This is a genomic window from Streptomyces sp. NPDC048290 (genome assembly GCF_040652095.1).
In the GTDB taxonomy this organism is placed as follows: domain Bacteria; phylum Actinomycetota; class Actinomycetes; order Streptomycetales; family Streptomycetaceae; genus Streptomyces.
This window is the reverse complement of the sequence record NZ_JBEZLM010000020.1, coordinates 44,495-58,428: the sequence shown is the minus strand read 5'-3', so window position 1 is coordinate 58,428 and position 13,934 is coordinate 44,495. Positions and strand designations below refer to the sequence as shown.

Sequence of the window (13,934 nt, the reverse complement as noted above, 5' to 3'; positions counted from 1 at the left end):
TCCGGCTACGAGGCCGGGCCACGGGCTCCGGGTATGGGGCCCCCGAATACAGGTCCCGGCCGCGCCCCTACATGCCCGACCGCGCGGCACCCGGCGCCGCCGGCACCGTCGCGTACGCCTCGTCCGGGATGTCCGGCAGGCTGAGCAGATTGTCGTCGCGCTCCGCGTCCGGCGCGGCCCGCAGGTACCGTCCGCCCTGGCCGTCGGCGACGGCGGTGACCGTGACCCGGTGGCCGGGTGTGCTCTCGACGTAGAGCGCCTGGCGGCCGTCGAGGGCGGTGAGCGCCTCCGCGCGGGTCATCCGCCACCAACGCCCGTCCGGGTGCCGTCCGGCGATCTCCCGGACGAAGGACCGGTCGCCGCCGGGGACCCGGGTGCGGACGTGGCTGATCCGCAGTCCGGGGCCGTGCACCGGCAGCAGCGCGGAGGCGTGGTGGGCGACCCGGACCGGCTGCTGGAGCGTGATGTGGGCGACGGCCGCCGCGTTGCGGCCCCAGGACACCTCGGGCCGGTCGGCGCCGGGGTACAGCGGACGGGCGCCGGTGCCGAAGGGGACGGTGACGCCCAGGTGGATCAGTGACTCCAGGTCGTCGGCGCTGCGGGTGACGGACGCCCAGCTGACGTCCTGCCAGGTCTGCGGGGCCTGTCCGTGCCGGGCGCCGTCCGGCGGGTTGTCGAGGCCGAACGACGGGGCGGTGGCGTGCTCCTCGAAGACGAAGAACCAGCCGGGGTCGGTGTCCGAGCCCAGCGCCTGGGCGGCGGTGAGGGGGAAGCCGAGGAACAGGATGTCCGCGCCGATCTCCCCGGCGAACACCGGGTCGAGCCGCTGCTCCCCCGGTCTGCGGGGGCCGCCGGGGACGGCCGGGGGCAGGGCGCGGCGGGCGTGCAGGCCCAGCGACGGGAAGCGCCGTACGACATCGCCGCGGACCAGCAGCACCACGGCGTCGTCGCCGCCGGGCGGGCGGCGCAGGGTCTCGCCGAGGCGGCTGAAGCGTCCCCAGGCGCGCATCGGGGGGACGTCCGGCGCCTCCTCGCCGGGTTCGGTGGTGCCGCGCGCGTCCCAGAAGTGCCGGAAGGCGGTGGAGCGCCGGTCGGTGGGGAACTCCCGCCACAGCAGTTCACGGCCGAGTTCGTGGTTGGCTCCGGCGAGGAAGGACTCGATGAAGGGTCCGTTGGCGCGCAGCAGGGTGACGGTGTCCGGTGGGATGTGCTGGACGCCGGGCAGCAGATGGTCGCTGCCCAGGCCGGTGAGGAGTTCGGCCAGGGGCTGGGCGAAGGACGGCGGGACGAGCAGCGGGCCGAGCGGGTCGGGCAGTCCGGCTCCTGCCAGGTCGGCGCCGTCGATCCGGGCGGTGACCCGGGCGGTGACGGCGTGTTCGGGGTCGGTGGCCCGGCGTACGGCGTCGGCGAGCTGGCGCAGCCGTACCTCGGGTTCGCGTTCCCGGTCGGCCCGGGACTGGGCGGTGAGCAGGGCGTTCTGGTGCCGGGTGGCGGCGGCGCGGAAGGTACGGGTGATGTCGGCGCGGCGGTCGGCGACGGTGCCGGGCAGGTCGGCCAGGGCCAGTCCGGCGCCCTGGTTGACCCAGCCGTACCAGGACCCGGCGTCGGCGGGGACGGGGGCCGACCAGGAGCGGGCGGTGCCGGTGCCCTGGATGTCCCAGCCCACCCGGTAGCTCGCCGAGTTGGCGGTGGGGCCGTCCTCCAGGACGAGTACGGCGAGGTCGGGTTTCTCGGAGCCGCTGAAGTCGGCGACGGCGATGCCCGCCCCGGCGACGGCGGCGTAGGTGCCGGGGATGTCCCGGGTGTTGCCCCAGGTCCCGGTGATCCGGCCGCGGGCGTTGATGTCCCAGCCGATGCGGTAGGTGCCGCGGACCCCGTCGGGGGTCTTCTCCATGAGCATCACCAGCAGTTCGGGCCGTAGGTCCTGGTTGAGGTCGGCGACGGCGATGTCCATGGCCGCGACGACGGGGGCGCTGTCGGACGGTCTGCCGGGCCAGGGGATCTCCTCGGAGTCGGCCCAGCCGCCACGGGCGATGCCGGTGTCGGGGTCGATGTTCCAGCCGATCCGCAGGAACAGCCGCCGGTTGCCCTTGATGCCGCCGAGGTAGGCGACCAGGAGTTCCTGGTTGCCGTCGCCGTCGAGGTCGGCGAGGGTGCAGCTGCCCGCCAGCACATGGACGGTCTCGGTGAGGCCGCCGCTGGCTGTGGTGGGGGTGGACATCGGGGTGGGCATGGTGACCGGGCCGATCCACGCGGCCGGGTCGCCGTTGGTGTCGAGGTCGCGGGCGATGAGATAGCGGCCGAAGTTCCCGACATGACCGCTGTGGTCGAACTCCTCGATCCAGAACATCAGCGCGTCGGGGCGGCCCGAGCGGTTCAGATCGGCGGTGGCGATACCGAACCCCTGCGTGATGTCGGCCGTCATACGGCCGGTCAGCGCGGGCTTGGTCTGCCAGCCGCCGCGGACCTTGGCGTCGAAGTCGGTGGACCGGCCGACCCGCAGATAGGGCAGGTTGGGGCCGTCCGGGGCGTCCACATGACCGATCAGCAGATGGGACAGGAAGCCCAGCGGCGGACGCCAGCGGATATGCCGCGGAGGTGGGGCGGCGGGGTCGCCGATGCCACCGGACGTGGGCCGTCCGAGCTGGCGCCAGGTGTTGTCCCCGGCCCGGTCGATGGCCAGCAGCTGTCCATCACCCGCGGCGTGCACCTGGGAGCCGTACACCGCGATGGGCAGGCTCTGCTGGTAGCCCCAGACGGGGGCGTAGCCGCCGCCGACGACGGTGCTCGTCTCGCCCCAGGTGATCACCCGTGAATCGGTGGTGGACAGCAGGATCTGACCGTCGTGGCCGATGCCCGCCAGGCGGGAGATTCGGGGTGCGTCCTCGGCGGGTATCCACAGCGTCTGGTTCATCACCATGTGGACGCCGAGATGCAGGGTGCCGTTGGTGTCGACGCCGTACTCGTAGACGCCCCAGGGGACGGGCACACCGCGGTCGGGGGTGAACCCGGCGCCGGGGGCGTCGAGGTGGGTGGTGGCCCAGGAGGTGCCGTTGTAGGTCAGCCGGAGCAGTTTGCCCTTCCTGTCGACCAGGTGGAGCTGCCGGTCGGAGACGGTGCGGACGCCGGTGATCCCGGCGCCGCCCGGCGAGCCCAGATTGCGCCAGGACCAGTTGGTGCCCCTGCCGGTCAGCTCCCACAGGATGCCCGCCTCGTCGGCCGCGTAGACGGCCTGGTGGGGGTGGGCGGTGGTGTCCGGCTGGTACCGCACGGCCGTGTCGAACCGCCCCTCCCCCGTACGCAGCGCCCGGTTGCCCGGGGCGAGGCCGTGGGTCAGCCAGATCCACTGGTCGCCCGCCCAGTGCAGTTGGAAGAGCCGTCCGTCGGCGCCCACCACGAAGACATGCAGGTCCCGCACGGCGACCGGCGGTGTGGCGCAGGTGGTGCCGGGCGGTCTGCCGTGGTCGACCCAGCCGGGCACGCCCGCCTGGGTGACCCGGGACATCAGCCGTCCGTCGGGGGTGACCACGAACACCCGGTTGGGCATCGCGGCGCCCGCCCAGCGGATCGTCACGTAGTCGGAGGGCACGGTCTCCTGGGGACCCGTGGGGGCGGTCTCCCAGGAACGGGTGAGGAGCCGGTTCGGGGTCAGCCCCTCGAACTTCTCCTGGCCCGCCACGTCCTCCACGCCCACCGTCCCCGCCGGAGTGGTCAGATCGGGCACGGCCTGCGTGGTGCGCCGGGCCAGCGAGGCGGCCAGCTCGGTGGCCGCGGTGTCGGCGGACGCGGGGACGGTTCCGGTCGGGGCCGCGCGGCGGGCGAGCGGTCCGCCGGGCCGCATCAGCCGACGCAGGGCGGGCTCCATCGCGGCGGCGGCCTCCTTGTTACGGGCCAGTTCCCCGGCGGCGGTGCCCTGGCCGTAGCCGACGGCGGCGCGTACGGCGGTGGTCATCTGGAGCATCCGGGCGTCGAGCCGGTCGTCGGCGGCCGGACTGCCGCTCGCGGCGGCGCCGGGCATACGGCGGTGGAGGCTGTCGGCGACGGTCCGGGCCAACTGGCCCTGGCGCAGGGTCTCGTTGACGCGGCGCACCTCGGCCGCCTGGTCCCAGGCGGCGGCGACCAGTTCCTCCTGGTGCCGGCGGACCACCTCGGCGCCCAGCGCGGCGGCGACCCGGTGCCGGGGGTCGAGGTTCAGCTGACGCAGCCAGGTGGGCCCGGCCTGCGGTGACGGCAGGTTCCGCACGCCTGCCTGCGCCCCGCCGTAGAGGGGCGGTGTCAGTTCGGTGCCGTCGTGGCCCGCGTCCAGGGCGGTGGTGTAGGCGGCGCGGAAGGCGGCGGCGGTCTCCCCGTGCCAGGGCCGGGGGTCGGTCCCCGCGGAGCGCAGCGCGCCCTCCAGGTCGAGGGTGCGGCCGGGGTGTCCGGGCGGCAGGGCGGGCAGTCCGTGCCCGGCGTCGCCGATGTCCATGGGGCGGGTGCCGATGTCGCCGGGCAGGGCCCGTGGGACGAGTCGGCGCACCAGGGACTCGAAGTCGCCGTCCAGGCCGGTGGTGAACGACCAGTGGTGGTAGACGGGCAGGTCCACGGTGGTCTGGGTCCGGGGTTCCTCCGGGTCGGGCCAGGCGGGCATCAGGTCGCCGTCCGGGACGGGCCGTCCCAGCCCGGCGAGCCTGCCCGCCTTGAACGCCGGGACGACGGCGGCGAGGTACCGCGTGCTGGGGCGCAGTCTGCGCGGGCACAGCAGCCGGGACAGGGTGCGGTCGGGTTCCTCGGCCAGCAGCCGGTCGACGTCGGTGTCCCCGGCGCCGTCGTCGGTGGTGACCTGGGCGTGCGCCCAGGCCCAGGACTGGGCGAGGTCGGGCAGGTCCGCCCGTGCGCAGACGAGTTGGGGCAGTCCGCCGCCGCCGGGCAGCAACTCGGCGCGTTCCGCCTCCAGGACGACCAGGACCAGCCAGGGGCGCAGTCGGCCTTCGGCGGTGGCGGCGGCCGGGGTGAACATCCAGGGCAGGTCGGGGCGGTCGAACTCGACGGCGGGGAAGAGGTGCGGTTCGGCGTCGGCGGTGTCCGGCGCGGGGGAGCAGCGCAGTATCTGGGCGGGGTCGAGGCCGGTGACGTCACCGGGTCCCAGTAGGCGCGCGGTGACATCGACGGGGGCGCGGCCGGTGAGGCGGGGGCGCAGGGTGACGGTGGTGCGGGCGGGCATGGGGCCCGTGGTGGGGTCGGGGGTTCCGCCCGCCGCGGCCAGGCCCTCACGGGTCCAGGAGAGAAAGGTCAGGCCGGTCAACGGGGGCCTCCGGTGCGGGTGTCGGTGGTGATGCGCGGGCCGGGGGCGGTGCTGGCGCGGCGCAGTTCGGCGGCTTCGGTCCAGGTGGTGCCGGTGGCTGCCGCTCGGGAGGGGAGTCGCTCGCCGGAGGTCGGTCCGCTCACGGTCCCGGCGCTGACTGTCCCGCCGGTGTCCGTTCCCCCGCCAGCCGTGCCGGCACCGGCTGTCCCGCCGATGTCCGTCCCCTTCCCCGCCGTCCCGTCGCTGACGACCCAGCCCGTGTCGCGCGGGCGGGCACCGACCGTCCCGCCGATATCGGTCCCCCACCCCGCCGTCCCGTCGCTGACGACCCAGCCCGTGTCGCGCAGGCCGAGTCCGCGTGGGGCGGCGGCGAAGCGGCCGGGGCCGGTGCGGCGGGTCGCGGCGCGGGCGGCGGGCGCGGCGGCGACACGCAGCCCCGCCCGGCCGACCGGTGCTGCGGCGGGGGCGGTGCCCCGGTGGGCGCCGTCCTCGAAGACCTCCTCGTAGCGGATCGGGGAGGCGAACACCCCGGTCCGCTCCCGGGCGCGGGCGAGCGCCCCGTCGGCGGTGGCCCCGGCGATCAGGCTCTCGAAGGAGGGCGCCGCGATCTTCTCGTCGTCGGACAGGTCGAGGAACTGGGCGGGGGCGAAGTACTCCCGGGTCGGGGCGAGCCGTACGGTCCGGGGCGTGCCGCCCGCGGGGTCGGTGACGGTCAGTTCCGGGTCCAGGTCGAGCCTGCGCGGGCCCTTGATGGGTGCGTTGCCGAAGCGGTCCATGGTGATGCCGAGCGGGGCGAACCGCTGGGTGAAGGCCAGCCCGCCGAGCGGATGCACGATCAACTGGCCTTCGGTCGAGGGCAGTTCACGCAGGGTGACGACGGTCCGTCCGGCGCCGGTCAGTTGGGCGGTCCAGTTGCGCGGGTCGGCGAGGGCCTTCTCCACGCCGTCTGCCACATCGACCGGTTCCGCCAGGGCGGTCGGGGCGGCCCGGCTGCCGAAGGTGCGGTCGAAGCTGATCTCGGCGGTGAAGAACAGGATCTCGAAGCGGGCCTTGCCCCGGACGTGCCAGGGCGTCGGCCCGGACAGGGCGACGGCGACCCCGACGCCCATCAGGGTGCGGCTGCCGCGCTTGAGGGCGAGGCGGCCCGTGATGTCCACCTGGAAGCCGAACGGTTCGAACTGCACCAGGGCGTCGAAGGCCAGCTGACCGTCGACGCTGAAGCCGAGCGCCGCCGCGTACAGCTCCAGCCGGGCGCCGAACTGCACGGTGTTGGAGGTGAGCGCGAAGTACGACTCCAGCCGCAGCCGGGGGTTGTCGCCGCTGAGCAGGGACAGACTGAGTCGGCGCAGCGCGGGGAAGCCCTCGGGGGGCTGGAAGCGGGGGTGGAAGCCGCCCGCCGAGAGGGCGAAGGTGGCCTTGCCCTTCCAGCGGGCGCGCAGCGCCATGTCCCCGGTCAGCGCGAAGGCGGCGAGGTGGGAGTCGTAGAGGGTGGCGTCGACGGACGCCTCGCCGCGCTCGAAGTCGATGACGCCGAGGACGTCCATGTGGATCGCCACGACGGCGCTCGCCTCGGTGGGCAGTGCCATGCGCAGCCTGCCGAGCAGCATCAGCCGTACCGGGGTGGGCAGTTCGAGGAGCAGCCCGAGGTCGATGGTGAGCAGGGTCGGGGTGCCCCAGCCGATGCGGGCCATGGGGCCGACGACATGCCGTCCGGGGGTGGGCGGGAAGACGGCGCCGAGGGTGGCGACGATCTCGGGGGCGCGGGCGAGCGGGTCGCGGGGGAAGAGCAGGGAGTCCAGGGCGCGGCTGCGGATTCCGGCCCGCAGGGTGTCCACGGAGACGGACCGGTTGATGCCGATGAGTCCGCCGACACCGTTCAGGGTGAAGCCGAAGCCGAGCTGGACCGGGGTGAACTCGGCGGAGATCAGGATCAGCAGGGAGAAGCCGTCCGCGCCGTCGGGCATCCTGGTGGTGAGCAGGCCGACGGCCTTCAGGGAGACGCTCTCCAACTGGAGGGCGAGGACGCCCGCGTACTCCTCCTTGTCCTGGTCGAAGAAGAGGTAGCCGCCTCCGGTGACCGGTCCGGCGCCGACGGCGAGGGCCGCTCCCTTGGGCGGTGCGAAGCCCGCGCCGAGCCCGACGGGGCCGAGGTTGCCGTCCTCGGTGGTCAGTCCGGCGTCCAGGCCGAGCCGTTCGACGGTGGCGAGTACGGGGCCCAGGTCGAGGCGGGCGGTCGCGGTGACGTCGGCCTCGATCCGCTGGTCGGTTCCGGCGCTCAGCTTCAGATGGACGGCGAGCAGCTCGAACGGGCCCAGGCGGGCGTTGACCGGCAGGGTGGTGTCCAGGCCCGCGGAGCCGGTGAAGGCGAGTCCCTTGCGCCGGGACCACTGGAGGCCGAGCGCGAACTCGATCCGCAGTCCGTCGGCGGGCAGCACCGTGGCGAGGAAGCCGTCGCCGTCACCGCCCGCGATCACCACGGCGGCCCGGTCGGCGGCGACCCCGATCTCGACGTCGCCGGTGTCCTGGGCGCCCCCGGTTTCCAGTTCGGCCTTGGTCCAGGCGCGGAAGGCGCCGATCTCCAGCCGGGTGCCGGAGGCGCTGCCCAGCAGCAGGGCGGGCGTGTCGGTGCCCAGGTCCTTGCGCAGTTCGAGGAAGAGCCGGACCCGGCCGGGGGTGTCGGCGGTGAAGGTGACTCCGTGCGGGCCGAGTGCCACGGCGGGGCCCGCGCCGGACAGTTCGCCGCGCAGCGCCCAGCCGTCACCGAGCAGTTGGTCCACGGTGGCCCGGCCGCGCGGTACGAGGACGGCGCCGAGGCCGCCCGCCTCGGGTGAGGAGATGCCCAGCGTCAGACCGAGCGCGTCGATGACACCGGGAGCGGTGGGGATCGGTACGGCGAGGGTGAGCATCCGGCGGCCGAGCGCCACCGACGCCTCGTCCAGGCCGGTGCCCTCGGTCTCCCCCAGGCCCATGAGGACGGTCGCGCCGAGGGAGTTGAGCAGCGCGCCGAGCCGGGGCAGCAGCTTGGCGGCCAGTTCGTCCGCGGCCCGGTCGTCGGCGAGTCCACGGGGCAGGTAGTCGGCGCGCAGGGTGCCGACGGGGTCGCGGAGCAGTTCGGCGAGCCGCCGCGGGCGCAGCCGGGCACGGGCGGCGCCGGTGCGTACGGGTTCGCCGTCCTCGTTGAGGATCGCGCTCTGCTGTCCGGCGTCGGCCGGGAGCACCAGCACGCCGAGCAGTACCAGGACGTGGAAGAGGACCTGGTGGTGGCGGACGAGCCAGTCGGTGACGAGGTCGTGCACGACGTCCTCGGCGAAGGCGGACGGGTCGAACGCGCCGAGCGCGGGCGGTGCCTGGCGTACCAGGCGGATGACGCCGCCGATGGTGGCCAGTGCCCGTCTGAGGCCGTCGAGGTCCTGCGGCGGGCGGGCGACCAGTTCCTCCAGGTCGCCGAGCGCGCCCGCGACACTCTCCAGCCAGGCGGTCACCTCGGCGCTGTCCTTGTCGCCCGCGGCGGCGGGGTTCCAGCCGATACGGGCGAGCAGCCGGGCGAGCCGCATGGGGTTGGCGGCGGCCTGGGTGAGGGGGGCGAGCAGGTGGAGGATCTCGGCGGCGAGGGCGCGCTGGCCGTCGGCGGGCGGGGGCGGGGCGTCGGGGGCGGTGACGGCGGCCGAGGGGGCGGGCGGGGGTGGCGCGGCGGCGGCGGGTACCGGCGTCTCGGCGGCCGGGGGTGGCGCGGCGGCGGGTACCGGCGACTTGGCGGCCGGGGTCGCCGGTAGTGGGGCGTCCGGGTCGGTCACGGCGCCCGGGATGGTCGTGGTCCGTCGGGCCGCGGGGTCGGGTGCGGGGTGCTGGGTCATGTCGGCAGCCCTTCGGTGTCGAGCACGAAGTCGCGGGCGGTGCGCAGGGTGCGCTGGTCGGCGGGCAGGTCGGCCAGCGGCAGGGTGAACCGGCGGGGGTTGTCGCCGCCGGTCCAGGTGGGCCAGTCGTGGACCATGCGCAGGGTGTGGCCGGGGTCCTTGGTTCCGTCGTGGCTGTGGTGGTTCGGCGGGTGGGGTTCGTGGCCGGCTACCGAGGTGTCGGGGCAGGGGTTCCGGGTCAGGAACGCGGCGGCCAGGGCGGCTTCGTGCTGGGCGGTCCAGGTGGCGGGGTTCTGGCCGAAGGTGAGTCCGGAGTCGGTCGCGGCGGTGACGACCACCTGCTGGAGGCGGTCCGAGGCACGGCCCGGAGTGCCACGCAGCACTTTCGCCGGGGAGAAGACGTGCCAGCGGTGCAGCAGGGCGGCGGTCCGCTCGGAGCGGAAGACGTCACCGATCGTGGTGCCGGGCTGGAGCGGGAAGGAGTTGCTGCCGGAGGGGCCGTTCCAGTCGGCGGCGCGCAGGTCCCGCAGGCGCAGCCGGGCCATGTCCCACATGGCGCGGTGGAGTTCCGGGTCGGTGCGGCCCGCCATGACGAAGCGGTAGTACCAGTGCCACAGCTTGAAGTACTCGTGGTCGCCGTACTGGCCGTAGAGCTGAGTGACTCCGGGGGCGGGGGCGGGGTGACCGTGCAGCGGGGCGGTGCTGCCGTCCTGGCGGGTGAGGGTGCCGCGGGCGACATACTTGCGCTCCGCGGCGTTCCACAGGGCCGGTGTGCCGCCGTGGCCGTCGCCGGTCCATACCCGGTCGGGCTGGACACCGAAGGTGCCCAGCACCCGCTGGAAGGATGTCTCGTCGCGGCTGCGCAGATAGGCGAAGAAGGCCCACAGCTCGCCGTCGGACACCTCCCACAGGACACGCGCGGGCCGTCCGGCCTCGTTGGCGGCGTGCCATACGCGGGTGCCCATGGTCCAGTGGCACAGCCCCAGGGAGGCGAAGGCGTGGTCGTAGCAGTTGACGGCGTCGAAGTAGCCCAGTGCCTCCACCTCGGCGACGGCCCGGATCACCTTGAAGGTGGCCAGGGTGTCCGCGCCGAGGTCGGTCAGCGGCCGACCGGTCAGCGCCTCGGAGGTGATCTCGGCCTCGGGCGACCATGTCTGTCTGCGTTCGGGGAGTCCGACGGGGCCCTCCATGGGTCTCATGGGGTCGCCGGCGGCAGCCAGTGGGTCGTAGTAGGGGACGCGCTGTCCGATCGGGGTACGGTCGGCGACCGCCCCGCTGTCGGCGGGCCGGGTCTCCGGGCGGGGCCAGTGGGTGGAGAAGTCCCGCGCGTACATCCTGGGTGAGGTGTTGCTGTTGTTGGTGTTCTCGTCCCAGCGCCAGAGGTTGTCGGCGAGCCGGACGGGGCGGGCGGCGGTGGCGGGCAGGAGCGGGATGGTGACGGGGTCGGCCGCGTTGTCGAGCGTCCATGCCTCCACGACCAGCGGGCAGCGCCAGCCGTGGGCCTTCCAGCGGGCGATGAGTCGGCGGGTGGCGGTGTCGACGACGCCGCTGACCTGGCCCTGGAAGCGGAGTTCGGCGGGGACGGGGACGCTCTCCAGCGCGGAGGCCCAGCGGTGGTCGCGCAGGACGGTGACGGCGTCACCGGCCGGGTGGGCGGTGGCGCCGGTGCCGTCGGCGCCGCGCACGACCGTCCAGGTGGTGCCGTCGGCGGCCGTGACGGTGAGGTTCTCGTCGCCGACGCGGGCCGTGAAGGGCGGCGGGGGCAGCGGCCCGGTCGCGGGTTCCCGCAGGGTCAGGTCGGTCGCGTCGGCGGCCATCGGTCCGGCCAGCCGCACCACCGCGGTGGCGACCCGGGCGACCTGGGTCATCCTGCCGTACCCCTGCACCTCACGGACCGCCCAGCGCACATGCCGGCCGAACTCGCCGTCACGGGCGCCTACCACGCCGAAGCCCAGTTCGTGGAGGTCGCGTTGAAGGTCGCTGACATGGGTCAGTGCGGGGTCGCCGCCGTGGGTGCTGGCGTCCGTGTCCCCTTCGCGCAGCAGATTGCCGCCGTACAGTTCGGCCGATGGCTCCTGGGTGGGTGGGCCGCCGCCGGTGTCGCCGACGTCCAGGGGTACGGAGAGTCGGGTCAGGGGTGCTCCCCTGAGGCTGCCGGGCAGTCGCCACCACAGGGTCTGGACGACGGACTTGGCGTCCTGGGCGCCCCAGTCGAAGCGGACCTCGCCGATGTTGTTGCGGCCGACGATCTCCTTGCCGCTCCCGAAGACGCCGAGATAGCCGTCGTGATTTCCGGCGGCCTGCACGTACTGGGCCAGCGCGGCGCGGCGGTCGCCGCCCTCGGGGTACGCGACGGGGGCGGGTCCACCGGGGCGCGGGGCCTCCTGGTCCGGGTCGGTGTGCCGGTAGTAGTCGACCTGGTACTCCCATTCCGGCAGCGGGCTGATCACGGACTGCCCCGTGTCGAGGCGGTGGACGGCGGGCACGTCACGCAGCACCTCGTTGCGGATTCCGGCGCCGCCGGGGTCGTGCACCGCCACGGACAGTGCCCGTCCGTCAGGGTTGGCCCAGCCCACCCGGCGGGTGCGGGGCAGGCCGAGGGAGGGGTCGAAGCCGTGGTCGTGCAGCAGCTCCGTGCCGTCGGCCTGGTTCTTCAGCGAGCTGGCGGTGAGCTGCGCCAGCACCCCGCGGACCTGCCCGGGTGCGCCGGTGTACGGGGCGGAGGCGCGGTAGGACATCCGTGCGGCGAAGGCGTAGTGGACGTCGCCGCCGAGGGCGATCACCCGGCGTCTGCGGACGCCGTCGGGTCCGGGCGCGGCGTGTCCCAGGACCCGGGCGATGAACTTCTCGAAGGCGCGCGGATCGTGTCCCCACGCCTCGTAGTCCTGGGCGAGCTGACCCGCGTAGCCCTGGAAGAAGCGGACCAGGGGCTGCGCCAGTTCCTCGATCATCGGCACTCCGAGGACGGGGCAGGGCGAGACCAGCAGGGTGACCTTGTCCAGCCCCGGGTCGGCGGGTGTCTCCACCATGGCGGTGTGCGCGGCGTCGGAGAAGATCAGCGCGGGCGGGTCGGTGGGGCCGCCGCGGAACACCCGCTGGGTGCGGGTGTCGAGGGCCACGATCTGGTGTCCCGCCCAGTCGGCGGCGTAGTGCCAGCTCAGGGAGGAGTCCTGGCGGGTGATCCGCCCGGCGAGGTCGGTCCCGGTGGGGACGCCGACGCGGCGGGCGATGACGGCGGCGGGTCCGTCGGCGGTGTGGTCGGGTGCCGCGAGGGCGTCGAGCAGGTCGCGGCCCGCCTCGCCGGGCGGCCCGTCGGCGAACTGCGCGGGGGTGTTGCCCCAGCCCTGGCACACCGCGTAGGAGGCGAGCGCGTTGCCGAGGAACTGCCGTCCGTGGACGGTGCCGCAGACCTGGTTGATCCAGCGGCTGGAGATGTTCCAGTCGTCGGTGACCTCGTGGTCGTCGAACATCGTGTAGGTGGCGGTGTTGGCCAGCGCCCGGCGGACCATGCCGAGGGTGGAGCGGAAGACGTCGAGGCGTTCGCACTGTGTGACGTACTCGGTCAGCCGCTCATGGGCCTTCTTGTAGGCGGGTTTGGTGCGCAGACCGAAGAACTCGGTGGGGTCGGGGTCGCCGAGGGTCCTGGAGTCCTCCGGGAACAGTTCGGCGAAGTACCGCACGGGGGACACGGTGGGCCACAGGGTCGGCGACCAGACGAGGAGGTACATCGCCAGGAACTCCGACAGCCGCAGCAGATGGCTGCGCCCCTCGCTGGTGGTGAGGTGGAAGTCGTCCGCGATCATCTCCTGGCGGCGGCCCGGCCGGAACAGCCACTCCTGGCTGGCCGGGGGCAGCGTGCGGAACCGCTCGTCCCGGCCGAGCAGGGTACGGCCGTAGCTGGTGCAGAGGTGCAGGAGCGCGTCGGCGACGTCGTCGGCGTAGATCTGATCGCCCGTGAGGATCAGTTGCTGGGGTCGGCGTTCGGGCGCTCCGGCGTCGGCGGCGAGCACCTCGTCCAGGATGGACAGGGCGTCGGTGCCCTCCCCGTGGGGTTTGCGGCAGGAGGCGTGGAACAGCCGCAGCGCGGCCGGGCGGTCGGCCGGGGTGATGAAGCTGGGCAGGTCGGGGGCGCCCGGAGTGCTCTGGTAGAGCAGTGCGGCGCGGGCCTCGGCCCCGGTGGCGGCGACCACCCCGGGTGTGAACAGTCCCGGCGCGTCGCCGGGCACGGGTGTGGTGGGCGCGGTGATGTCCTCGCCGAAGCGCAGGGCGTAGCGGTGGATGGTGCCCGCCTTGAGGGTGCCACCGGCGGGCGGTTTCGCGGTCACCGCCACGATGTGCAGGTGCTCCCCCGTCCGGGCGGTGACCCGGGTGCCGGTGAGGGCGGGTGTCGCGGGCAGGTCGCCCGTGGCCCCCTCGTACACGTCCAGGGTGACTTTCCGCGGTGCCTTCAGCGCCAGCCATACGGTGACTCCGGTGTGGTCCACGCGCCGGACGACCGGTCCGGCGAGCACCAGTGGCAGCGCGGTCACGTCCAACGCCGGCAGTACGGGCGCACCCGTGCCGCCGCTTCCCCCCACAGTCCCCATGGGACCTCCACGCTCTGACGCGGCACTCGCCGCGCAGTGCCCGCCGCCGCTCCCACCCGCCTCTACGCGCGTTGCGGAAGAGGCGCGGTACGGAAGTACGGCGGGGCACTGGTCCGTTACTTGGATGTGCCGCGCACGGGACGGGCGACCGGGGACCCGGGACGGGGCGTGACGGTGCCGTCGGCGCGGTGTGTTGCGGTGGTGGTGCTCCGC

General features: G+C 74.3%; 3 protein-coding genes. All 3 read right to left on the bottom strand.

Annotation, left to right across the window (positions count from 1 at the left end):
* Nucleotides 1-67: 67 nt before the first annotated feature.
* Genes AB0D49_RS29375 through AB0D49_RS29365 form a run of 3 tightly spaced genes read right to left on the bottom strand, consistent with a single transcriptional unit; the run spans nt 68 to nt 13,721 of the window.
* The gene (locus tag AB0D49_RS29375; RefSeq protein ID WP_362762820.1) at nt 68-5,281 is read right to left on the bottom strand and encodes a hypothetical protein; all 5,214 of its coding nucleotides are present in this window, start codon (nt 5,279-5,281) and stop codon (nt 68-70) included.
* Complete coding sequence (locus AB0D49_RS29370; RefSeq protein WP_362762817.1) at nt 5,278-9,135, bottom strand: DUF6603 domain-containing protein; 3,858 nt, start codon at nt 9,133-9,135, stop codon at nt 5,278-5,280. The genes AB0D49_RS29375 and AB0D49_RS29370 overlap by 4 nt, the downstream gene beginning before the upstream one ends.
* Nucleotides 9,132-13,721: a hypothetical protein gene (locus AB0D49_RS29365; protein WP_362762814.1), complete on the bottom strand. Its 4,590-nt coding sequence runs from the start codon at nt 13,719-13,721 to the stop codon at nt 9,132-9,134. The genes AB0D49_RS29370 and AB0D49_RS29365 overlap by 4 nt, the downstream gene beginning before the upstream one ends.
* Between the last annotated feature and the right edge of the window lie 213 nt (nt 13,722-13,934).

Bases quoted from the DNA above. Each gene is read 5' to 3' on its own strand.
- AB0D49_RS29370 (WP_362762817.1), bottom strand. From the start codon at position 9,135: ATGACCCAGCACCCCGCACCCGACCCCGCGGCCCGACGGACCACGACC.
- AB0D49_RS29365 (WP_362762814.1), bottom strand. From the start codon at position 13,721: ATGGGGACTGTGGGGGGAAGCGGCGGCACGGGTGCGCCCGTACTGCCG.